Genomic DNA, 23,554 nt, shown 5'->3' with positions numbered 1-23,554 from the left:
CAATGAACCTGCGATCGCCAGTCTGCGGTCTAAGCCGCGTCATCCTGCTATCAATCGTTGTTTGTTTCCATGACTTGCGGCAAGGCGACAGCTTCTGCATATCGGTCATCGCCAAGTCATGCTGTCGTCGGGATCCAAACGGATATCCTGCGCATCCATGCTCAATGAACGCTGGCCGAAGGGACGATCGCGGCCGAATGTCTTCAGGTTCGGCGTTCCTAAATTTCCTCGCCCCTCAATACCGAACTCGCAGGATGTACAAATCCCCCCCCCGGCGCTCGAAGAGAAATTCGATGACGCTCGCTTGTGTGGCCAGATGCCCCTGAGCGTCCAGATAGCTGACCTGGAAGATGGCGATCGCCGCGCAACGTGACGGGTTGGCGGTCGGTTGCACATGCAGCTGCTCGAAAACGATCCGGCGCGCCGAGGTCTTTCCGAACCATTCGGCATAGGTGTGGCGGATGCTTAACCAGTTAACGAGGTCGTTTTCGCGCGACTCCGGACTGTAGAGCGCCATGAGTTCGTTGAGCGCGCCGGCTTCGTAGGCGCGCTGAAAATTCGCCAGAAGCTCGGGTACGGAGCCGCAGTCCACAGCCGCCGCATCGGCGCTTGAGGCGATGGCGGGGGCGAGCGGGGCGGCCAAGCCCGCGAGCGCGGGCGGGTTGGGCTGCGTCGGCGGCGCGGGGGCGCTTGGCGGCGAGACGGACGGAATCGTCATCCGGGGTCTGGTCGTCATCGGCGGGGGCGCGGGATCCGGCAACCTGTCTGGCAGGACGGGGCGGGGCGACTCCTGAGCTTGATCCGGCGGGCGCGCGACCGGCCCAGCGCTCGCTTGAGTCGAGGCGCTCGGCGGTTCCGACGGTTGGGTGATGACGTGCTCCCGGACGATCGGAGGCGCGCGTTCGACAGGAGTTGGCGTTGCGGGCTCGGCCGGGACGACGATGGGCGAGGGCGTCTCTGTCGCAACCATCGGTTCGGCCGGCGTCGGCGGTGTCGGTGCGGTCTCCGGGGTTTCTGCGTCCGGTTCCGGACGTGACTCGGGCCGTGGTTCAAGGTTGTCCGCGCGCTCGCTGCGCACCGTCATTCGGGAAGACTCCTCGGACTCAAGCCTGGGCTCGGCCGGGGGCTGCGCGGGCTCGGTGTCCGAGCTGACCGAGTCAGCCGGCGTGTCGGGCGCCTGGTCAGGCTGGTTCGCGACCGCAACCGCGGAGTTTGTTTCTCGGGTCTCCGCCGCGCCCGGCCGCGGTTCGCTCTGAGGCGTGGGTTGAGGCAGAGTTTCCACGCTCGGGCGGATCACTCTTGGGGCAGGGACGGGACGGGGCTCATGGGAAAAGATCCCAATGCCGATTGCCAGCAGGCAGGTCAAGGCAATACCAGCCAATAAGCGTCCACGAAAACCCTCGGTCATCTCCAGTGACCGGATGAGCCAGGACCAGACCGTCGGCCCGATCCAGGCCGGTGCAACGCTGTCTCGTTGCGGACGGTCGCCGGCGGTCGGATCGGTGGTGGCGCTCTGGCTCGTCCATCCATTGGCGCCCCGTCGATGGGCATCGAAAGCGAGATTGATCCGCTCGGTGCGATGCGTCGCCCAGGCGACTTGTGTTGGATGTCGATCAGGGTGATAGACCTGGATCAAACGCCGGTAACGCTGCTTGGCCAGGGTCGGGTTGGCATCCGGGGGAAGGCCCAGCGTGCGCGGCGAGGATCGGTTGGCATCGGCAAAGAGCCACTGGTCGAGTAGCTCATAGGCGCGCGCGGTAGCCTGCCGCCGGCTGAGACCGGCCCGGCGGAGCGCGCCGCCTATCTCGGCTGCGTGGGGATTGTCCGGGTTGCTCAGCCACAGCAGGAGCGCATCGAGGTGTGACTCAAGCGTTGACGTCAGCCGTCCAGCCGCTAAAGCGCGGGCGAGTTGGTGCGTCCAGTGGGAGGTTATCGAGGACAATGGCTAGGCGGCGCGTCGGGTGAAACAAACGTTAAAGACACGCGGGTTCTGTTGCGGGGTGCGTGCTGATGGCGGTCGCTCGATGATAAAGTTTGAGGCTAGCACTCGACGGATTCCTTCTGTTTGCCCCCTGAGTCCTGATCGGCTTTAGGCTATGCTTCGCCAGGATACAGCCAGCGTAGCCGGAAGCTTAATGCTCATGACCATGCGCCAATATCTACGCCATCCCTCCGACGTTCCACTCGCCTATCATCTCGGGGAGGTGGTAACCGACCGCAACCATTATCTTCGCAATATTGGCGCCGGCGGGCTGTGCTTCGCGTCGCGCATCGCCATTGCGCCGGGCGCCCATATCTATATCGAGATTCCGATCGCCGAACCCGTCTTCAAGGCCGACGGGGTCGTCGTCTGGTGCGAACCAGCCGAGGAATACTTCGAGGTCGGTGTCCGTTTCGATGGAGTGGATACCGAATACGGACTCCGGATGGTCGAGCAGGTTTGTCAGATCGAACATTACCGCCATGAAATTTTCAAGTCGGAAGGGCGGGTTCTGGGTAGCGAGGAGGCAGCGCTGGAGTGGATCCAGAAATATGCCGCGCGCTTTCCTCAGTGATCGGCAACGGCGTCTGGCGGCAAGCGTCCATCGCGAGCGCCAGCAGACGGTTGGCTGAACGGCTCCAAAACCAGCGACTGAACGGGTGACGGGCCTCTCGCCCGTCAGACGTGTCGGAGGTCCGTTCCCCGTGGGTAGCGTACCCCGATTTCCGCATCGCGAACCGAGCGGCCGCGATCAGGTCACCACATCCGGCTCGCCGCGCCCCGTCCGCGCCTCGATCTGCCCCAGTTCGCGGGCGATCAGGATCAGCGGCGCCATGGCCTCCTGCGTCTCGCGATGATGGCGGGTCGGATCCGGCTCGTAGAATTCGAGATAGACGCGCAGCGTCGCGCCCTCGGTGCCGGTGCCGGAGAGACGGAAGACGATGCGCGCGCCGCTCTCGAAGCCGAGGCGGATGCCCTGCTGTTTGGAGACGCTGCCGTCGATGGGGTCGGTATAGGCGAAATCGTCGGCGTAGCTGACGGTCTGGTCGCCCAGTTTGCGGCCGGGCAGTTCGGGCAGCAGAATCCGCAGATGGTCCATCAGACCCTCGGCGCCGGCGAGATCCACGCCTTCGTAGTCGTGGCGGGTGTAGTAATTGCGCCCGAAGCGGCGCCAGTGATCGCTGACGATGTCGGCCACCGACTGCTGACGCATGGCGAGCAGATTCAGCCAGAACAGCACCGCCCAGAGTCCGTCCTTTTCGCGGACATGATCCGAACCGGTGCCGAAGCTCTCCTCGCCGCAGAGCGTGATGCGCCCCGCATCGAGCAGGTTGCCGAAGAATTTCCAGCCGGTCGGGGTCTCGAAGCATTCCACGCCCATCTGCTCGGCGACGCGGTCGGCGGCCTGGCTGGTCGGCATGGAGCGGGCGATGCCGCGAATGCCGGTCTTGTAGCCCGGCGTCAGGTGCGCGTTGGCCGCCAGCACCGCGAGACTGTCGCTCGGGGTGACGAAAAAGTTCTTGCCGAGGATCATGTTGCGATCGCCATCGCCATCGGAGGCGGCGCCGAAGTCGAGTCCATCGGAGCCTTCGGTCAGGGCGACCAGTTCCTTGGCATGGGCTAGATTCGGGTCCGGATGTCCGCCGCCGAAATCCTCCAGCGGGATCGCGTTCATCACCGTGCCGGGCGCGGCGCCGAGCCGGTTTTCCAGGATGGCGACGGCATAGGGGCCGGTGACGGCATGCATGGCGTCGAAGCGCATCCGGAAAATGCCGGAGTTGAACAACTGATGGATGGCGTTGAAGTCGAACAGCGATTCCATCAGCGCGGCATAGTCGCTGACCGGGTCCATGACCACGACCTCCATCGCGCCGAGCAGGAAACTGCCGTCGTGGTCGAGATCGAGCGCCGGGGCGTCGAGCGTGAGATAGCGGTCGAGGGTGCAGGTACGCTCGAAAATGGCGTTGGTGACCGATTCGGGCGCGGGACCGCCGTTAGCGGAATTGAACTTGATCCCGAAATCCTCGTCGGGACCGCCGGGGTTGTGGCTCGCCGACAGCACGATGCCGCCCTGGGTCTTGTATTTGCGGATGACGCAGGAGACGGCGGGGGTCGAAAAAATGCCGCCGCGACCGACCAGCGTCTTGCGCACGCCATTCGCCGCCGCCATGCGCAGGATGACCTGGATCGCCTCGCGGTTATAAAAACGTCCATCGCCGCCGACCGCTAGCACGCCGCCGTTCAGCTCGGGCTGGGTGTCGAAGATCGCCTGGACGAAATTCTCCAGGTAATGCGGCTGCTGGAAGACCTTGACCTTCTTGCGCAGGCCGGAGGTTCCGGGGCGTTGCCCCTCGAAAGGCGTGGTGGCGATGATCCGTGGTTCCATTTTCAACCCCTTGAATGATGATCGGATGACCTGCACTGATGCGGATGAGTGCAAGCGTCGGGAGGCGGCAATGCGCGGTGAACAAGTCGGGCATTGTATCCCCCGGAGCCCGTGCGACAATACGCGGATTGGCAGCGAAGACGACTTCGCGCCAGTCTTGCGGTGGTTTCCAGCAGGGCAGTGACCCAGAAATCGCCGTCAACAACCCAATCGAAATCGAAACAGAAGGTAGCAAAACAAGATGATCGTTGAAGCGCATAAGGAAACATTGGACTTTAAGGCCGAGGTCAGCCAGGTGCTGGATCTCGTGATCCGGTCGCTGTATTCGAACAAGGAAATCTTTCTGCGCGAGTTGGTCTCGAATGCCTCGGACGCCGCCGAGAAGCTCCGCTTCGAGGCGTTGAGCGACGACGGGCTGTACGAGGGCGATACCGAGTTGCGCATTCGGGTCGAAATGGACAAGGACGCGGGCACCCTGACGATCTCCGATAATGGCATCGGGCTGGGCCGTGTCGAGGTGATGGAGACCATCGGCAGCATCGCCAGCTCGGGCACCCGCCGGTTCATCGAGAGCATGTCCGGCGACCAGGCCAAGGACAGCAAGCTGATCGGCCAGTTTGGCGTCGGTTTTTATTCCGCCTATATCGTCGCCGACAAGGTGACGCTGATCTCGCGCCGGGCGGGCGTCGGCGCCGAACATGGCGTGCGCTGGGAGTCCGACGGACGCGGCAGTTACACGCTCGAAACGGTCGAGAAGGCCACGCGGGGCACGGATGTCATTCTGCATCTGAAGGAAGAGGAAAAGGAGTTTCTGGATAGCTGGCGCCTGCGTTCGATCATCGGCAAGTTCTCCGATCACATCGCGCTGCCGGTGGAGATGCGCAAAGAGCTGTATGGCGAGGAGGCCGAGGCGAAAAAGGACGAGCCGCCCGAATACGAGCAGGTCAACCGCGGCACGGCGCTCTGGATGCGCAACAAGTCGGAGATTACCGAGGAGGAGTATCACGACTTCTACAAGCACGTTTCACATGACTTCGAGCCGCCGCTGGCCTATGCCCACAACCGGGTCGAGGGCACCAACGAGTACACGGCGCTGCTGTACCTGCCGAAGAAAGCGCCCTGGGATCTCTGGGATCGCGATCAGAAGCACGGCGTCAAGCTCTATGTGAAGCGCGTCTTCATCATGGACGAGGCCGACAAGCTGATGCCGCACTATCTGCGCTTTGTGAAGGGCGTGGTGGATTCGGACGACCTGCCGCTCAATGTCTCGCGCGAGATCCTGCAACACAATCGCAAGATCGACACCATCCGTCAGGCCAACACCAAGCGCGTGCTCGGCCTGCTGGAGACGATGGCGACGGAAGACGCCGAGAAATATGGCGCGTTCTGGGACGAGTTCGGGCGCGTCATCAAGGAAGGCCCGGCCGAGGATTTCGCCAACAAGGAACGTCTTTCGAGTCTCATGCGTTTCGCCACCACCCACCGCGAGGACGACGCCCAGCGCGAATCGCTCGACGCCTATATCGAGCGCATGAAGGACGGTCAGGACAAGATCTACTACATCACCGCCGACAGCGCGACCGCCGCCCGCCATAGCCCGCATCTGGAAGTCTTCCGCAAGAAGGGCGTCGAGGTGCTGCTGCTGTCCGATCGGGTCGACGAATGGCTGGTCAGCCATCTGACCGAGTACAAGGAAAAACACTTCCAGTCAGTCACCAAGGGCGATCTGGATCTCGGCGAACTGGCGGACAAGGAAGAGAAGGAAGCCAAGGAAAAGGCCGCCGCCGAGCATGGCAACCTGTTGGAGCGTCTCAAGACCGCGCTCGGCAACCAGGTCGAGGCGGTCCGTCCCAGTACCCGCCTGGTTGATTCGCCGGCCTGTCTGGTGGTCGGCGAGCATGATATGAGCGCCAACCTGGCCCGCGTCCTCAAGGCAGTCGGTCAGAACGCGCCCGAGAGCAAGCCGACGCTGGAGGTCAATCTGGATCATCCGCTGGTCAAGCGGCTGGAATCGGAGAGCGACGAGGGGCGTTTCGGCGATCTCGGGATGATCCTGTTCGATCAGGCGCAACTGGCCGAGGGCGGTCAGCTCGACGATCCGGCCGGGTTTGTCGCACGGCTGAACAGTCTGATGATGAAGATGATGATGGCGGGCGGCTAAGACGCTGGCGGTTCGGGCCATGTCCGGAACGCCAACCCGTTGGAGCGGGCCTCAAGCCCGCGCCGCGGCGATCGAGACGGGGCGATGCGTGACGAGTAATCGCGCCAGCGAACCCGTGGCACACTCCGGCCACGGATCCCTTTCAACCAATTGAGGAAGCACAGCGATGCGCATCATTCTGCTCGGCGGCCCCGGTGCCGGCAAAGGCACCCAGGCCGGGTTCATCAAGGCACATTTCAACATTCCGCAGATTTCCACCGGCGACATGCTCCGGGCGCATGTCAAAGCGGGCACCGAGCTTGGCAAGGCGGCCAAGAAGATCATGGACGAGGGCGGTCTGGTCTCCGACGACATCATCCTGGGCATGGTCAAGCAACGTATCGCCGATGACGATTGTGCGACCGGCTATCTGTTCGACGGCTTCCCGCGTACCTTGCCCCAGGCGGATGCGCTGAAGGAGGCGGGCGTGTTCGTCGACGCGGTGGTCGAAATCGATGTGCCGGACGCGGAAATCATCCGCCGGATGTCCGGGCGCCGGGTACATCTTTCCTCCGGCCGGACCTACCATGTCGCGTTTAACCCGCCACGGCAGGAGGGTCTGGACGACGAGACGGGCGAACCCTTGATCCAGCGCGAGGATGATCGGGAAGACACCGTCAAGGCACGCCTGAAGGTCTATCACGATCAGACCGAACCCCTGATCGACTACTATTCCTCGTGGGCCAGTCGGGGCGGCGAGGGCGCTCCGAAATATCTCAAGGTGCCTGGAATCGGTGGCGTCGAGGAGATTCGCGCAGGGATCCTCGGGCAACTCGACGTCGTGTAAGCCGCGTCCGGCATGACCGGCGGCGGGGGCGCGATGGCCGGGCCTTGCGGCTGCCGTAGACTGGTGCCGCGCGTAACGGCGCGCACCGTGACGGTTGGTTGGTCATGGAAAAACGCAGGGAGCCCCCCATTCTGATAAAATCTCCGCCATCTTTTTTACGGGAAACGCTCATGGCCGTCGTTGAACTCGAGACATCCAACTTTGAACAGACCATCCAGGACAACGATTTTGTGATCGTTGATTTCTGGGCGCCCTGGTGCGGACCCTGTCGTTCGTTCGCGCCGGTTTACGAGAAGGTTTCGCAAGATTTCGACGAGGTGGTCTTCGCCAAGGTCAATACGGAAGAGCATCAAGAGATTGCGGCGCACTTTCAGATCCGCTCCATTCCGACCCTGATGATCTTTCGGGAGCAGGTCATTATCTTCTCCCAGGCCGGCGCCTTGCCGGAGGGATCCTTCCGCGATCTTCTCGCGAAGGCCGGGGAACTCGACATGGTCGATGTGAAACGCCAGATTGCCGAACAAGCCGCCAGTCAAGCCTAGTCGCGCAGTCGGATGTCCGTCATCCACGCTGAGCGAACCTCACGTTATTGGATTGCGCGGTGAGTGACGTCGTCAGGTTCGCCACGGATCCGGCGATGTCGCATCGAGTGCCTTGAATTCCGATGATGCAGCCTTCCTCTCACCCCTGGTTCGCGGCTTGCCTGCTCTCGGGGCGTCCCACTGTGGGCGCCCTGATGAGTTTGTGCGAGGAAAACCACGGCCGGTTGCTGCGTCTGGCTCCGGGGCTTCGACAGGCCACGGGGCGACTCACCTCGCGTCGTTCCGGTGGCGTCGATCTGCACCTTGAGGTTGAGGAGCAGGCCCGCTATACCACGCAACTGCGTCTGACCCACGTTTTCCATCTCCCCGACTCCACGGATCCACGCCCCGAACCCAACGCGTGTCTGCGGGTCTACCACGATGCGCGACAGGTCGAGGTGCTGGATTTGCGTCAATCGGTGCTGCCGCTGCGGGGCGGCTATCAGCCGCCGGCGCTGGTGGACAAGTGGCAGGCCAACCTCTTCCTCGCAAAATGGCTAACTTTTTGTCTGCGTCAGGGACATTGTTTTCAGCATCCGGGGGTGGCGACGCCGCCCCTGGGGTCTGTCGCGTCCACGCCGTTCTGTACCTGAAACGCGTTCGGCTAGGCATGCGTCGTGGGTGTGTCGGTGCGGACTTCTCCCGAATCCACAAGCGTCGTCTTGAAATGGCGAAAATGTTGACTAATTTAGTCGATAAGACAAGGCGGTTGATCTGCCGACCGACTCGACCATCACAGACACGCTTGCAGGCACCCGAATTATGAGACTCTCGACAAAAGGCCGATATGCGGTGACCGCCATGCTTGAGCTTGCGCTGCATTCAGGCAAAGGTCCGGTGACCTTGGCGGACATCTCCGTGAGCCAGGGGATTTCGCTTTCCTATCTCGAACAATTGTTTGCTGCCTTACGCGCGAAAAAACTCGTGCGCGGCGTCCGCGGGCCGGGCGGGGGATACTATCTCGGCAACACGGCGGGGGAGATTACGGTCGCCAACATTATCTGTGCCGTGGACGAATGGGTCGAATTCACTCGCTGTGGAGGGCGGGAGAATTGTCGCGATGGACAACGCTGCCTGACGCATCATCTGTGGGATCAACTGAGCGATGAAATCTTTCGTTTCCTGGACGCGATCACGCTCCAGGATTTGATCGATCGCGGTCAGCGGCAAGTCCCGGCACCCTTGAAGGCCGAGCCGGAACCTGGTCTGAAGCAGGACAGAAAGCGCCGGGCGGCGTGAATCTCCGCGCTGGCCTGGCCGATCCGACGACGCGCCGGGTTTCTCGAAACCCCATCCACCGCGAAAATGCGTTCGCCAAAAGGTCAAGCTGAAAACATCCCCCTAGCGGTGTTATGCTTGACCGCTTATCTGCATGTCGCGGTCCTTGCCGCGACATCCCTTTTCTGGCCAAGGACCAACCTGACCGATATTCGCTATGGCAGAACAGCCGGACGGTTTGATCACGATTCAAGACTTCGTGCGCTGGGGCGCGAGCCGGTTTAACGCGGCGGGTCTTTTTTTTGGGCACGGCACCGACAATGCCATCGATGAAGCCGCGCAACTGGTGCTGGGAGGTCTGCATCTGGAGCCTGGACTGCCCACGGGCTTCTACGATTGCCGCTTGACTCCAGCCGAACGGGTGTTGGTGTGCGATCTGATCGAGCGGCGCGTCGTCGAACGGGTTCCCGCCGCCTACCTGACCGGACGCGCCTGGTTCGCCGGGCTGGAATTCGCGGTCAATCCGCATGTGCTGGTGCCCCGTTCGCCGATCGCCGAGCTGGTCGAGGCCGGCTTCGATCCCTGGATCGACAGCGAGCGGGTTGGCCGCGTCCTGGATCTCTGTACCGGCAGCGGCTGTATCGGGATCGCGGCGGCGACCTATCTCCCGGACGCGGACGTGGATCTGGCGGATATTTCGCCGGAGGCATTGGCGGTCGCTCGCCGCAATGTCGAACGTTCTGGCATCGGGGAGCGGATTCGGGTGCTGGAATCCGATCTGTTCGCCGCACTGGCGGGAAGTCGATACGACGTCATTGTCTCCAATCCACCGTATGTCTCGCGACTCGAACTCGCAGGACTCCCCGCCGAATATCACCGCGAGCCGGAATTGGGGCTGTTGGGCGGCGAGGATGGGCTCGACTTCGTGATCCGCATCCTCAGCGACGCCGCCCGGTATCTGACCGAGGGCGGCATCCTGATCATCGAGGTGGGTAATTCGGCCCAGGCCCTTCAACAACGTTTACCGATGGTTCCCTTTACCTGGCTCGAATTCGAACGCGGTGGCGAGGGCGTGTTTCTGCTGCTGCGCGAACAGCTTGTCGAGTACCAGCCGCAATTCGAGGAGGCATTCATCACATGAGTCTGAGACGCGCGCGGAGCGTCGACGAGTATGTCGAGTGGGTGCGTCAGGCCGTCTTCGAGGTGGACGATCTGCGCGACTGTCTGGACTACGAAAGCGAGGACATGGCGAGATTCCCCGCCTTTCTCGACCCGCTCGACGCCGGCATCAAGGCCATTTACACCGCCATGAAGGACGGTACTTACGCCTTCGGACGCGAGGATCTGCCGTTCATGGACCTGGCCGGCAAGTACGCGGAAGAGATTCCATTCCATACCCTGCTCAAACAGATCAACGAGACCCATCGGCGGGGGATCGAAGTGGGCGGGGATGATGCCTGAACAGGCTTTACGATCAATGTCGTTCGGGGGCCAGACGCGCGCCCCGCGGCTGGAGGACTGAACGGTGGAGCAAGGTGTTTCCTTTGATCTTGAGTTGATTCGTCGCTACGACCAGAGCGGTCCGCGCTATACCTCCTACCCGACCGCGGTGGAGTTCGACGAGTCCTTCGACGAGGCGGCCTATCAGGCGGCCTGCGCGCGCAGCAACGCGAGCGGGCGACCGCTGTCGCTCTATTTCCATATCCCATTCTGCGACACGGTCTGCTTCTATTGCGCCTGTAACAAGATCGCGACCAAGGACCGTTCGCTGGCGCCGCCTTATCTGGAGCGGGTCCATCGCGAACTGGCCATGCAGTCCGCGCTGTTCGATCGCTCGCGTCAGGTGGAGCAGCTGCACTGGGGCGGCGGCACGCCGACCTTCCTCAGCCACGATCAGATGACCGAGTTGATGGACGTGACGCGCCGCCACTTCACCCTGGCCGGCGACGACGTGGGCGAGTATTCCATCGAGATCGATCCGCGCGAGGCCGATGCCGCCACGGTGAAGCTGTTGCGCCGCATCGGCTTCAACCGCATGAGTCTGGGCGTGCAGGACTTCGATCCCCGGGTGCAGGTGGCGGTCAATCGCGTTCAGACCGAGGCCGAGACCATGGCGGTGCTGGACGCGGCGATCGCCGAAGGCTTCCGGTCGACCAGCATCGATCTGATCTATGGCCTGCCGTTCCAGACCGTCGAGAGCTTCTCGAAGACCCTGGAGCGCATCATCGCGGTCAATCCGCAGCGCCTGTCGATCTTCAATTACGCCCATCTGCCGGAGCGATTCAAGCCGCAGCGCCGCATCCAGGACGACGATCTTCCGGCCCCCGAGGTCAAGCTGGACATTCTCCAGTCCACCATCGCGCGGCTGACCGAGGCGGGCTATGTCTATATCGGCATGGACCATTTCGCGCGCCCCGACGACGAACTGGCCCTGGCCCAGCAGGCGGGGACGCTCTACCGCAACTTCCAGGGCTACTCGACCCATGCCGACTGCGATCTGATCGGCCTCGGCGTGACCTCGATCGGCATGATCGACAACACTTACGGTCAGAACCGCCGCGAACTCGACGAGTATTACGCGGACATCGACGCCGGGCGTCTGGCCGTGTTCCGCGGCATCGAACTGAATCGCGACGATCTGATCCGCCGCGACATGATCACCAAGCTGATCTGTCACTTCCAGTTGGATATCCGTGCCGCCGAGGCCGCCTGGGACATCCGGTTCGCCGAGTATTTCGCCGAGGCGCTGGCGAAGCTCAAGGGCATGGCCGAGGATGGTCTGGTGGAGATCGGCGCGGATCAGATTCGCATCCTGCCGCGCGGACGCCTGCTGGTGCGCAACATCTGCATGGCCTTCGATGCCTATCTGGCGACCAAGACGGGGCCGATCGGTTTCTCCCGGGTGATCTGATGGCGCTTGGAGCCTTCATCGCCCGCGGGCTATACTGGATGGCTTTTAACGGGACGGGCGAATTGTCCGTGTCAGAATTCAGCAAGGTACGGACCGGAGCTTCGGCCGGTGCCCACGGGAGAGAATGAATGCAAGTTTCGGTGGAAGCGGGCGAGGGGCTCGAACGACGGATGAAGATTGTCCTGCCTTTCGAGCAGGTCGAGGTTGAAGTCGACAAGCGTTTGCAGAAGCTGGCGCGGACGGTTCGGCTGCCCGGCTTCCGTCCGGGCAAGGTGCCGATGAAGGTGCTGCGGCAACGCTTCGCGGGGCAGGTGCATCAGGAAGTCTTCGGCGAGATGGTGCAGTCCAGTTACGAGGATGCGCTCACTCAGTCGTCCCTGCGCCCCGCCGGGATGCCACGGATCGAGCCGGAGATCGATCTGGACGAAAAACGCTTGAGCTATACGGCGGTCTTCGAGGTGATGCCGGAGTTCGAACTTGCGTCCCTGGAGGGCAAGAGCCTGAGGCGTCCCGTCTGCGAACTGACGGATGCCGACCTGGACGCGATGGTCGAGCGGCTACGCACTCAGCGCAAGACCTGGACACCGGTCGAACGGCCGTGCCAGAGCGGCGATCAGGTTACCCTGTCCTTTACCGGCAGCGTGGACGGAGAAGCCTTCGAGGGCGGATCCACGACCGGCTTGACCATCGAGCTTGGCGCCAGCCGGATGATCCCGGGCTTCGAGGAGGCGCTGATCGGCGCGCGCGTCGGCGAGCAGCGCACGCTTGATCTCGTCTTCCCAGAGGACTACCAAGCCGCTAACCTGGCCGGCAAACCGGTCCGCTTCGAGGTGACCCTGGACGCCGTGGCCGAACCCACCTTGCCGGCTGTCGATGCGGAGTTCGCGAAGGCGTTCGGTGTCGAGGACGGCGATCTGGAGCGATTTCTGGCCGACGTGCGCGCGAACATGGAACGGGAATTGAAAGAACGGCTCAATGCCCGCATCAAGGAACGTGTGATGGATCTGCTGGTCGAGGCCAATCCGCTCGATCTGCCCAGTGCGCTGGTCGAGAACGAGATGAACGCCATGGCAGGGAAAGCGGCCAAGTCGCTCGGTGGCACCAAGCTGAATCTGCCGCCCGCGCTGTTCGAGGCGGGTGCGCGACGACGCGTGGCGCTGGGGTTGATTCTCGGCAAGATCGTCAATGAACACAGTCTCAAGGTCGATGCCGGGCGGGTCCGGGGCATTATCGAGCAACTGGCATCCACCTACGATCAGCCGCAGGCGGTGGTCGACTATTATTACAGCGACCGCGAACGTCTCGGTGCGGTTGAGGTGGTCGTCCTTGAGGATCAAATCGTCGAGCGGATGATGGAGCGGATGACGGTCGAAGACGAGGCCATCGATTTCGCGGAATTGACGAACCCGACACCGGAGCTCTGAGCGTCATGCGTCGCATGCGCACGGAGCGACCGTCGCCAGGCGGTTCGCCCTGCGCACAATCATTCAGTTACAGGTGAAGACCCCTATCATGATCAATCCTCTGAGTCGTACCGACTGGCAGCCCCAAGGGCTCGGGCTGGTACCGATGGTCGTCGAGCAGACCGCGCGCGGCGAACGTGCGTTCGACATCTATTCCCGGCTCTTGAAAGAGCGTGTCATCTTTCTGATCGGTCAGGTGGAGGACCACATGTCGAATCTGGTGGTCGCGCAGCTCCTGTTCCTGGAGTCCGAGAATCCGGATAAGGATATCCACCTCTATATCAACTCTCCGGGCGGTTCGGTGACGGCCGGCCTCGCGATCTATGACACCATGCGCTTCGTCCGTCCCGATGTCAGCACCATGTGTATCGGGCAGGCCGCGAGCATGGGCGCACTTCTGCTCGCCGGCGGGGCGAAGGGCAAGCGTTATTGTCTGCCGCACTCGCGCATGATGATCCATCAGCCATTGGGCGGCTTCCAGGGGCAGGCGACCGATATCGATATCCATGCCCGCGAAATCCTCTACATCCGCGATAGCCTGAATCAGATCCTGGCCGAGCATACGGGACAGCCGATCGAAAAGATCGCCGAGGACACCGAGCGCGATCGGTTCATGAGCGGAGAAGTGGCCCAGAAATACGGGCTCATCGATAAAGTGATCAACGAGCGTGGACCCGCGCCCGGCAGAACCTGATTCAGGCGACCCTGACAAGAAATCCTCGGCGATCCGTTCTTGGGGTCGTCGTCATTTTGAATCTGTGATGCGCGACCAAGTGCGCATTGCCGAACTTGCCATATAAGTCCAAATGGTTATGATTGAAACGGCATTGACCGGGACTGCAGGTATCGCGTCCTCAAACGACCCACTGGAGACCCATCCTCGATGAGTGGAAACAATCACGGCAAGAGCGACGAAGGCAAACTGCTTTATTGTTCGTTCTGCGGCAAGAGCCAGCATGAAGTCCGCAAACTCATCGCCGGACCTTCCGTGTTCATCTGCGACGAATGCGTCGAACTCTGTAACGACATCATCCGCGAGGAGATGCAGGAAAACGTTGGCGAGACCACCAGCCACCTGCCCAAACCGCGCGAGATCAAGGCGCGACTGGATGAATTCGTGATCGGGCAGGAGAAGGCCAAAAAGGTGCTCTCCGTCGCGGTCTATAACCACTACAAGCGTCTTGAAGTGGCCGAGGCCAAGGAAGACATCGAAATTGCCAAGAGCAATATCATGCTGATCGGGCCGACCGGCTCGGGCAAGACCCTGCTCGCCGAGACCCTGGCCCGTTTGCTCAATGTACCCTTCACCATCGCCGACGCGACCACCCTGACCGAGGCGGGCTATGTCGGCGAGGATGTCGAAAACATCATCCAGAAGCTGCTGCAAAAGTGCGACTACGATGTCGAGAAGGCACAGACCGGGATCGTCTATATCGACGAGATCGACAAGATTTCGCGCAAGTCGGATAACCCTTCGATCACCCGCGACGTGTCGGGCGAGGGTGTCCAGCAGGCGCTGCTGAAACTGATCGAGGGCACCATCGCCTCGGTGCCGCCGCAGGGGGGTCGCAAACACCCGCAGCAGGAGTTTCTCCAGGTCGATACCTCCAACATCCTCTTCATTGTCGGCGGCGCCTTCGCCGGGCTCGACAAGGTCATCCAGAATCGTTCGCGCAAGACGGGCATCGGTTTCTCGGCCGAGGTTCACAGCAAGGACGACAGCCGTCAGATCGGTGAGCTCCTGAGCGCCGTGGAGCCCGAGGATCTCATTCGCTACGGGCTGATCCCGGAATTCGTCGGCCGTCTGCCCGTCATGGCGACGCTCGAAGAGCTTGACGAGCCGGCACTGATGCGGATTCTGACCGAACCCAAGCATGCGCTGGTCAAACAGTACGCGCGGCTGTTCGAGATGGAAGGCGTCGTCATGGAACTCCGCGATGACGCGCTGGGCGGGATTGCGCGCAAGGCCATGGAGCGCAAGACCGGTGCCCGCGGTTTGCGGACCATCATGGAGCAGGTGCTGCTCGACATCATGTATGACCTTCCCTCCATGGATCATGTGAGCAAGGTGGTGATCGACGCCTCCGTGATCGCTGGCGACAACAAGCCTTTCCTCATCTATGAAGGCATCGAGAAGCAGGCCGCCGTGGCGGAGTGAGCGGTTCCCCGATCAGCAGAACATCTAGCGCATCGGTTTGCGTGTCTCAAGGTCGGGGGTGAGCGGTCGTTGAACTGAATGCCTATCGCCCCGACCCTTTCCTTATTCCCATCACACCGACATCCGCGGTGGCGATTCGCCGGTCGCTGACCTAGACAACTCGCATCGCTAACCCCGTGGACTGTCGCTTGAACGAGTACAGGTATCCATGGCGCTACAGAATACTGCTTCCTCGACCGTCTCTTCCCAGGAAGTCCCGGTACTTCCGCTGCGGGATGTCGTTGTCTATCCCCATATGGTCATTCCGCTCTTTGTGGGTCGCGACAAATCCATTCGAGCGCTCGACGGGGCCATGACGACTGACAAGCAGATCCTCCTGATCGCGCAGAGGAGCGCCGATGTGGACGATCCGGGCGTCAAGGATCTGTACGAAATCGGAACCCTCGCGAACATTCTGCAACTCCTGAAACTGCCCGATGGTACGGTCAAGGTGTTGGTGGAAGGCAATCAGCGGGCTGTCATCAGTCGGTTCGTCGCCACGGAAGACTCCTTTTCCGCCATCATCAGGCCCATGGAGGAGATCCTGGATGCCGATGATCGCGAGCAGGAAGTGCTGATGCGATCGGCCATGACCCTGTTCGATCAGTATGTCAAGCTCAACAAAAAAGTGCCGCCCGAAGTGCCGCCCGAGGTGCTTACCTCGCTGGCCAGCATTGAGGATGCGGGCCGGCTCGCCGATACCATGGCCGCGCACATGGCACTCAAGCTCGACGAGAAGCAGCGTGTTCTGGAAATTATCGACGTGCAGGGCCGGCTCGAACATCTGATGGGCTTGATGGAGTCCGAGAACGATATCCTGCAGATGGAAAAGCGCATCCGTGGACGCGTCAAGCGTCAGATGGAGAAGAATCAGCGCGAGTACTATCTGAACGAACAGATGAAGGCGATTCAGAAGGAACTTGGGGAACTTGAGGACGCGCCCAACGAGATCGAGGATCTCGCCAAGCGGATTCAGGCCGCCGGGATGCCGCGGGAAGCCAAGAGCAAGGCGCAGGCCGAGTTGAACAAACTCAAGCTGATGTCGCCGATGTCAGCCGAGGCGACCGTGGTGCGCAACTATATCGATACCCTGGTCAGCGTTCCCTGGAAAAAGCGCACCCGGATTCACAATGACATCAAGGTCGCCGAGGCGGTTCTGGATAAGGATCATTACGGGCTGGAGCGAGTGAAGGAACGCATCCTGGAATACCTCGCGGTGCAGCAGCGCGTGCGCAAGCTGAAAGGGCCGATCCTCTGTCTGGTCGGACCGCCGGGCGTTGGCAAGACCTCGCTGGGTCAGTCGATCGCGCGCGCGACCAATCGCAAATTCGTGCGCATGTCGCTCGGTGGCGTGCGCGACGAAGCCGAGATTCGCGGTCATCGCCGCACCTATATCGGCGCTCTGCCGGGCAAGATCATTCAGAATCTGTCCAAGGCCGGATCGCGCAACGCCTTCTTTCTGCTTGACGAGATCGACAAGATGGCGATGGATTTTCGGGGCGACCCGGCATCCGCGCTGCTCGAAGTGCTGGATCCGGAACAGAACCACACCTTCGTCGACCACTATCTGGAGGTGGATTTCGACCTCTCCGAGGTGATGTTCGTTGGCACGGCCAATACTTTGAACATCCCGCCCGCGCTCCTGGATCGCATGGAAGTGATTCGTCTCTCGGGCTATACGGAAGACGAGAAGGTCGCGATCGCCGAACGCTACCTGGTCCCTAAGCAGACTCAGAACAATGGGCTCAAGGAGGGGGAGCTGGCGATTCGCGAAAGCGCCCTGCGCGACATCGTCCGGCATTACACCCGCGAGGCGGGGGTACGGAATCTGGAGCGCGAGATTTCCAAGATTTGCCGCAAGGTCGTAAAGGAGGTTCTGCTCAAGAAGCGGGATACGCCAACGACGGTGAGTTCCAAAACGCTCGAAAAATATCTGGGTGTCCAGCGTTTTCGCTATGGTCGCGCCGACGAGCACGATCAGGTCGGGCAGGTCACCGGACTGGCCTGGACCGAGGTTGGCGGCGAGTTGCTGCGGATCGAGTCCGCGCTCGTGCCTGGCAAGGGGAAATTCAGCTATACCGGCCAACTGGGCGATGTGATGCAGGAGTCCATCCAGGCCGCCATGACCGTGGTGCGCTCGCGCGCAGACGCCCTCGGCGTGCCGCCGGATTTCCATACGAACTTCGATGTGCATATCCATGTGCCCGAGGGCGCGACCCCCAAGGACGGTCCGAGCGCGGGCGTTGCGATGTGCACGGCCCTGGTGTCCGCCCTGACCAAGATCCCAGTCCGTTCGAGCGTTGCGATGACCGGCGAGATCACCCTGCGTGGCGAAGTCTTGCCGATCGGCGGACTCAAGGAAAAATTGCTGGCCGCGCACCGCGGCGGCATCGAGACGGTGATCATCCCACTGGAAAACGAACGCGATCTGACTGAAATTCCGAAAAACATCAAGCAACATCTGAAAATCTATCCGGTGCGCTGGATCGATGAAGTGCTTGAACTAGCGCTGACGGAGCGCCCAGAGGCGGTTGGGTTAAAGATCGACGGCGATGATCCGGTGACGGTCGACGCCGATACCCATGAGTCGACTGCCGATACGGCGCGCGATCAAACCGCACGGCTGCATCATTAAACCGCGTTGATCTGGCCTGCCGCATCGTTTGCGCATGGAGAGAAGGTTGAAAAAGTCGGTTGCCCTCGTGCTGTCTCCGTCTTAGCATGCGGCATCGTTTCAGGATGCCTTCGAGAGGGATCCTGGCCCGCCTCGATGGCGAGCCCTTTTGGTCAGATCACGTTGGGCGCGCCGCTGGACTCTCGAAAACTCAGTCAGTTAATAGGGGAAATAAATGAATAAATCGGAACTCATCGAAAAAATGGCGGATGCCGCCGATATTTCTAAGGCCGCCGCGGCGCGTGCCCTGGACGCAATGACCGATGAGATCGCCATCGCCTTAAAGGATGGCGGCACGGTTTCGCTGATCGGCTTTGGCACCTTTTCGATCAAGGAGCGGGCCGCGCGCACCGGACGCAATCCTCAGACCGGCAACCCCATTGAAATCAAGGCATCCAAAACACCTTCATTTAAAGCTGGCAAAGCGCTCAAGGACGCCGTACAATAGTCCCTCGCTTGAAGGGTGCTTAGCTCAGCTGGGAGAGCATCGCCCTTACAAGGCGAGGGTCGCAGGTTCGATCCCTGCAGCACCCACCAAGATTTCTGATTCGTCAGATTTCGGAGTCAGAATTTAGGAGCGGTAGTTCAGTTGGTTAGAATACCGGCCTGTCACGCCGGGGGTCGCGGGTTCGAGCCCCGTCCGCTCCGCCATCTCGGATAGAACGGGGTACCCAAAGGGTACCCCGTTCTCTTTTCCACGTCCCACTCGCTATCTCTACCTATCGCCATGCTTCAAACCATACGGGATCGTGCTCAAGGTTGGATTGCCTGGGTCATCGTCGTGCTGATCAGCGTTCCATTCGCTCTCTGGGGGATTCAGTCCTATCTGGGTGTCAGTGGAGAGCTGATCGCGGCCAAGATTAATGGCGTGGAGATTCCCGCCCGTGATGTAGATCGACGGGTTCAGGAGGCTAGAATCGAACTCCGGGAGCGTCTCGGCGCGGCCTATGACCTTGCGGCCTTCGATGACAAGCAACTCCGCGCCGAGGTGCTCGACGAGATGGTTCGCGAGGTTCTGTTACTGGATGTGACACGGCGTCTGGGGCTGCGTGTGTCGGATCGTGAAATCCAGATTCAGGTGCTCTCCGAGCCGGCGTTCCAGCAGAATGGGCGCTTCGATCAGGGTGCCTATGAGCGAATTCTTGAACTCCAGGGAATGACGCCCGCCCTGTTCGAGGCGCGTCTGCGCCAGCAGATGACCGGCACTCAGCTGGTGCGCGCCGTGGCTGGCAGCGAATTCGTCACCCGATCCGAGCTCTCGCAGTATCGGCGTCTGGCGAAGCAGAAGCGCGAATTGGCCTATGCGCGCTTCCCCGTCGCCGATTTTGCGTCCGCGGAGCCAATAGACGAGACCGCGATCGCGGCCTACTATGCATCGAATGCAGCACGCTTTCAGACTCCCGAGCAAGTCAAACTCGACTACCTGATCCTCGACGCGAGCACGCTGTCAGGTAAGGCCGAGATCGGCGAAGAGGAACTGCGCCGTCATTACGATGACGATCAGGCGCGTTTCACTCAACCAGAGCGTCGCAAGGTTAGCCATCTGCTGCTCAGTGTCCCGAGCGATGCCGATGAGGCCGCGGCCGATCAGGTCTTGTCCGACATCAAAGGGGTTCGCGAGCGTCTCCAGGCCGGCGAATCCTTTGCGCAATTGGCCAGCGAATTGTCCGACGATCCCGGCAGTGCCGAGAAGGGCGGTTCGCTCGGCGTGATCGAGAAAGGCGTCATGGTGCCGGCCTTCGAACAGGTCGCGTTTACGCTTCCAGTGGGCGAACTGAGCGAACCGGTGCGGACCCAGTTCGGTTATCACCTGATCCGGGTCGACGAAATCGTGCCCTCGGTGGTCAAGCCCTTCGAGGATGTTCGCGACCAGTTACGCGCGGAACTCGTCAAGCAAAGCGCCGACACCCTGTTCTATGAGCTGGGCGAGCGACTGGCCACTCTCGTCTACGAATCCCCGGACAGTCTGGAACCGGCCGCCGAGGAATTGGGGCTCGCGATCCAGCAAAGCGACTGGATCGGTCGCGAGGGCGGCGAGGGGATCCTTGGCCAGCCCAAGGCGCTTGCCGCCGCATTCAGCAATGAGGTGCTTGTCGAGGGTAACAACAGCGACCTGATCGAGCCGGAGCGCGACGCGCTTCAGGCAATCGTGTTGCGGGTTGTCGAGCATCGCCCCGCGGCGACCAAACCGCTGGACGAGGTGCGCGAGGAGATCGTCGCCGAGATCGGCAGTGAAAAAGCCCGGCTGGCCGCCCAAACGGCCGCCGAGTCCGCTGCCACGAAGTTGCGCGCCGGGGCGGACTGGGCGGCGACGCTCGGAACGCGCAAACTGGAGGAGCCAGGCCTGGTGGATCGACAGGCGACGAACGTGCCCGCGTCAATTCTCGACACCGCCTTCAAGCTGCCATTCCCGAGCGAAAAAACCATCAGTGTTGGGACGTCTACCCTCGATCATGGCGACGCGGCGGTCGTGCGTCTGATCCGCATACAGGATGGAGAGGTCGAGTCGGAGGATGCCGGTCAGGCGGCGCCAGAGGCTTCCATGCTCTCTCAATTGATGGCGCGTCAGCTCTATGCGGATATGCTGCGCGACATGGAGAGTCGTGCAAACATCGAGCGAACGTCTGTTAGTGCCCTGGAAGATCTCTGATTGCGTCAACGCGATGCTTGCTTTTTTCGCACCACGCCGCGGTGATGTCGGGGATAGCCCCTGCCGCTTTTTCCGTTCGCCCTTCGACCAGCCTGTCCTGAGCGAAGTCGAGGGGCTCAGGGCAAACAGACAAACGTCACCGCCGGAAATTTAATCCGTTGCGCGGATAGGCCATTCTGGCCTGTCCCGTCAGGGCTGGACGCCCGCATCGCCGCTGGAATGGCCCGCCATACCCGCCTAATGCGGTTGAATTTCGGATCCGTATCCGTCAACATGGGTCCGGAGTCCCTGAAGTTCATAACCTAACCTGAACGCCCCACGCGAATCGCGCCGGTCGACAAGATCAAGGTTGGAATTTCGCGCCCTTTTTTCAGGTGGTGGCAAGCGTCGACACTCAAGGGATCCCATTCAACCGCCCCGACTTTGGCATGCCGGCCTGAACTATCGGCGGCTCCGGGTTTGGCTGGACGTCGACACGAACTACCTTCCGGGCGATGTCGCCATCGCAGCCCCGCGTCCTCTGATCGCCGGGCCTTGCCGTGACCGCGTCCCCAACGCTTCCAGACGAATGTGACAAGGCAGAGCATGAGCTACCATTCCATCGTAATGGTCAAACAGGTTCCCGACACGGCCAATATTTCCGGTCAGGTGATGAAGCCGGACGGGACCGTCAACCGCAGTAAACTCCCCACCATCTTCAATCCCGAGGACAAGGTCGCCCTGGAACTGGCGCTGCAACTGCGGGACCGTTACGGCGGCACCGTGCGCGTGATGACCATGGGGCCATTGAAAGCCTCGGATCTGCTGCGCGACTGTCTCTACATGGGCGCCGACGAGGCCATCCTCATCAGCGACCGCAAATTCGCCGGCGCCGATACCCTCGCGACCTCCTATGTGCTGTCCGAGGCGCTGCGTCAACTGGCGCCCTACGATATCGTCTTTGCCGGACGGCAGGCGATCGATGGCGACACCGCCCAGGTCGGCCCTCAGACCGCTGAAAAACTGGGCCTGCCGCAGATCACCTATGCCGAAGAGATCCTCCAGGCGGATGGCGCGAAGATCACCGTCAAACGTAAGGTGGATCACGGCTTCGAGATTCTGGAAGGCACATTGCCTCTGTTGATCACCGTGATCAAGGACGCCGCCACGCCCCGGCCCTTCATGGCCAAGCGGGTCATGGCCTACAAGAATGCCCATACCCTGCTTGAACTGGAGAAGATGACCGAGGGCAATTCGTTGCTCTACATGGATCAGCTCAAGGAAGAGTATGTCTCCAAGGGTTTGTTTATCCCCACCCTGACCGCCGACGATCTGGATGTCGATCTTGAACGTTGTGGTCTCGGCGGTTCGCCGACCAAAGTCCACAAGATCGAGTCGGTGGTGTTGGGCGGTGGCGCGCATGAAATCATCCCCGCCACCAAGGATGGCATGTATGCGCTGATCGATAAACTGATGGAAGATCACATCTTCGGATAAGCCCCTATGAGCGAAAATCAACAACAGGTCTGGGTGTTCATTGAGCAGCGCGAGGGCAAGCCCGCCGATGTGAGCTTCGAGCTGCTGTCCAAGGGCAGAAAGCTGGCGGAAAGCCTGCACGGCGAATTGAAGGCGGTACTGATCGGTCATGACCTGCAGGCCCTGGCCGCGGAGACCTTTCGGTATGGCGCCACCGAAGTCCTGCTGGCGGATCACCCCGAACTGAAGCACTACAACACGCTGCCCTACAGTCGTATCGTGAGCGCGCTGGTCGACCAGCATCAACCGCGCATCCTGCTGTTCGGCGGCACCTTCATCGGGCGGGATCTGGCGCCTCGGGTGGCATCCCATACCCGCAGCGGATTGACCGCGGACTGCACGGATCTGCAAATCTCCGATGTGACCTATCTGCGCCAGGAGTATTCGCAGCTCCTGCTCCAGATTCGCCCGGCCTTCGGCGGCAACATCATCGCCACCATTATCTGCCCGGACGCCCCGGTCCAGATGGCGACGGTGCGCGAGGGGGTGATGGAAAAGATCCCGCTGGCGCAGCCGGTCGCCGGACGCATCACGCCCGTCCCCTATACGCCCGACGCTGCCGACCGGCTCGTGCGTATCATCGAGCAGCATCACGAAGCGAGTAAAGTCAATCTCAAGGCCGCCCCGATCATCGTCTCCGGCGGCTACGGCATGGGCAACTTTCAGAACTTCCAGATCCTCTACGATCTGGCCCATGTCATCGGGGGCGAGGTCGCCGGTACGCGCGCGGCAGTGGACGCCGGCTTTATCGATCATGTTCGGCAGGTCGGACAGACCGGCGTCACCGTGCGGCCCAAGCTCTATATCGCCTGCGGCATTTCCGGCGCGATCCAGCACCGGGCCGGCATGAGCGACTCCAACAAGATCATCGCCATCAACGAGGATCCCGACGCGCCGATTTTCGGCGTCTGCCATTACGGTATCGTCGGCGATGTGATGGACGTGATTCCGAAGCTCATCGATGCCTACAAGCACAAATTAAAGTAGTCGA

The 23,554-nt window shown here is 61.4% G+C and carries 19 protein-coding genes and 2 tRNA genes; 19 read left to right on the top strand and 2 right to left on the bottom strand.

Going from position 1 to position 23,554, the window contains the following annotated elements; genetic code table 11:
- Nucleotides 1-235: 235 nt before the first annotated feature.
- A complete protein-coding gene (locus tag QZY07_RS15710; RefSeq protein ID WP_295404660.1) occupies nt 236-1,942 on the bottom strand; it encodes a hypothetical protein in 1,707 nt (568 codons plus the stop codon).
- Between the two features lie 199 nt (nt 1,943-2,141).
- On the opposite strand from QZY07_RS15710, the gene QZY07_RS15705 reads away from it, so the two are divergent.
- Entirely contained in the window at nt 2,142-2,555 is a 414-nt protein-coding gene (locus QZY07_RS15705) for a PilZ domain-containing protein (RefSeq protein WP_295404658.1), read from the top strand.
- Nucleotides 2,556-2,732: 177 nt separating this feature from the next.
- On the opposite strand, the gene QZY07_RS15700 is transcribed toward QZY07_RS15705, so the two are convergent.
- Nucleotides 2,733-4,367, bottom strand: coding sequence for an alpha-D-glucose phosphate-specific phosphoglucomutase (locus tag QZY07_RS15700; protein ID WP_295404656.1), 1,635 nt, complete (start codon nt 4,365-4,367; stop codon nt 2,733-2,735).
- A 241-nt stretch (nt 4,368-4,608) separates the two neighbouring features.
- Between QZY07_RS15700 and htpG the strand changes: the two genes are divergently transcribed.
- The 18 genes from htpG to QZY07_RS15610 all read left to right on the top strand — a co-directional run bounded on the left by htpG (nt 4,609) and on the right by QZY07_RS15610 (nt 23,550).
- The gene (htpG, locus tag QZY07_RS15695; protein ID WP_295404654.1) at nt 4,609-6,528 is read left to right on the top strand and encodes a molecular chaperone HtpG; all 1,920 of its coding nucleotides are present in this window, start codon (nt 4,609-4,611) and stop codon (nt 6,526-6,528) included.
- Between the two features lie 166 nt (nt 6,529-6,694).
- On the top strand, nt 6,695-7,354 hold the full coding sequence (gene adk, locus QZY07_RS15690; RefSeq protein ID WP_295404651.1) for an adenylate kinase: 660 nt from the start codon (nt 6,695-6,697) through the stop codon (nt 7,352-7,354).
- 170 nt (nt 7,355-7,524) lie between these two features.
- Nucleotides 7,525-7,896: a thioredoxin gene (gene trxA / locus QZY07_RS15685; protein WP_295404649.1), complete on the top strand. Its 372-nt coding sequence runs from the start codon at nt 7,525-7,527 to the stop codon at nt 7,894-7,896.
- Between the two features lie 125 nt (nt 7,897-8,021).
- The gene (locus QZY07_RS15680) at nt 8,022-8,528 is read left to right on the top strand and encodes a DUF1249 domain-containing protein (RefSeq protein ID WP_295404682.1); all 507 of its coding nucleotides are present in this window, start codon (nt 8,022-8,024) and stop codon (nt 8,526-8,528) included.
- A 169-nt stretch (nt 8,529-8,697) separates the two neighbouring features.
- Nucleotides 8,698-9,174 (top strand): Rrf2 family transcriptional regulator, encoded by a 477-nt coding sequence (locus QZY07_RS15675; RefSeq protein WP_295404648.1) that lies wholly within the window; start codon nt 8,698-8,700, stop codon nt 9,172-9,174.
- A gap of 196 nt (nt 9,175-9,370) precedes the next feature.
- A complete protein-coding gene (prmB, locus tag QZY07_RS15670; protein ID WP_295404645.1) occupies nt 9,371-10,294 on the top strand; it encodes a 50S ribosomal protein L3 N(5)-glutamine methyltransferase in 924 nt (307 codons plus the stop codon).
- Complete coding sequence (locus QZY07_RS15665; RefSeq protein ID WP_295404642.1) at nt 10,291-10,614, top strand: general secretion pathway protein GspF; 324 nt, start codon at nt 10,291-10,293, stop codon at nt 10,612-10,614. Before prmB ends, QZY07_RS15665 begins: the two co-directional genes overlap by 4 nt.
- Before the next feature lie 64 nt (nt 10,615-10,678).
- Nucleotides 10,679-12,064: an oxygen-independent coproporphyrinogen III oxidase gene (gene hemN / locus QZY07_RS15660; RefSeq protein ID WP_295404639.1), complete on the top strand. Its 1,386-nt coding sequence runs from the start codon at nt 10,679-10,681 to the stop codon at nt 12,062-12,064.
- Nucleotides 12,065-12,192: 128 nt separating this feature from the next.
- A complete protein-coding gene (tig, locus tag QZY07_RS15655; protein WP_295404636.1) occupies nt 12,193-13,488 on the top strand; it encodes a trigger factor in 1,296 nt (431 codons plus the stop codon).
- An 88-nt stretch (nt 13,489-13,576) separates the two neighbouring features.
- Nucleotides 13,577-14,221, top strand: coding sequence for an ATP-dependent Clp endopeptidase proteolytic subunit ClpP (gene clpP / locus QZY07_RS15650; RefSeq protein WP_295404634.1), 645 nt, complete (start codon nt 13,577-13,579; stop codon nt 14,219-14,221).
- 189 nt (nt 14,222-14,410) lie between these two features.
- Nucleotides 14,411-15,685, top strand: coding sequence for an ATP-dependent Clp protease ATP-binding subunit ClpX (gene clpX / locus QZY07_RS15645; RefSeq protein ID WP_295404631.1), 1,275 nt, complete (start codon nt 14,411-14,413; stop codon nt 15,683-15,685).
- Between the two features lie 208 nt (nt 15,686-15,893).
- Nucleotides 15,894-18,359 (top strand): endopeptidase La, encoded by a 2,466-nt coding sequence (lon, locus tag QZY07_RS15640; protein WP_295404628.1) that lies wholly within the window; start codon nt 15,894-15,896, stop codon nt 18,357-18,359.
- A gap of 214 nt (nt 18,360-18,573) precedes the next feature.
- Nucleotides 18,574-18,846, top strand: a complete 273-nt coding sequence (locus QZY07_RS15635) for an HU family DNA-binding protein (protein WP_295404626.1) — start codon at nt 18,574-18,576, stop codon at nt 18,844-18,846.
- 13 nt (nt 18,847-18,859) lie between these two features.
- Nucleotides 18,860-18,935 (top strand) — tRNA-Val (locus QZY07_RS15630).
- A 37-nt stretch (nt 18,936-18,972) separates the two neighbouring features.
- Nucleotides 18,973-19,049, top strand: a tRNA-Asp gene (locus QZY07_RS15625).
- A gap of 76 nt (nt 19,050-19,125) precedes the next feature.
- Nucleotides 19,126-21,048 carry a SurA N-terminal domain-containing protein gene (locus QZY07_RS15620; protein ID WP_295404624.1) on the top strand — a complete coding sequence of 641 codons (1,923 nt, stop codon included), beginning with the start codon at nt 19,126-19,128 and terminating at the stop codon, nt 21,046-21,048.
- Nucleotides 21,049-21,633: 585 nt separating this feature from the next.
- On the top strand, nt 21,634-22,524 hold the full coding sequence (locus QZY07_RS15615; RefSeq protein ID WP_295404621.1) for an electron transfer flavoprotein subunit beta/FixA family protein: 891 nt from the start codon (nt 21,634-21,636) through the stop codon (nt 22,522-22,524).
- Nucleotides 22,525-22,530: 6 nt separating this feature from the next.
- Nucleotides 22,531-23,550 (top strand): electron transfer flavoprotein subunit alpha/FixB family protein, encoded by a 1,020-nt coding sequence (locus tag QZY07_RS15610; protein WP_295404618.1) that lies wholly within the window; start codon nt 22,531-22,533, stop codon nt 23,548-23,550.
- Nucleotides 23,551-23,554 lie beyond the last annotated feature (4 nt).

The organism is uncultured Thiocystis sp. (assembly GCF_903866365.1).
In the GTDB taxonomy this organism is placed as follows: Bacteria; Pseudomonadota; Gammaproteobacteria; order Chromatiales; family Chromatiaceae; genus Chromatium.
Note: the sequence above shows the minus strand (reverse complement) of the source record. Positions and strands in the feature narration are given on the sequence as shown.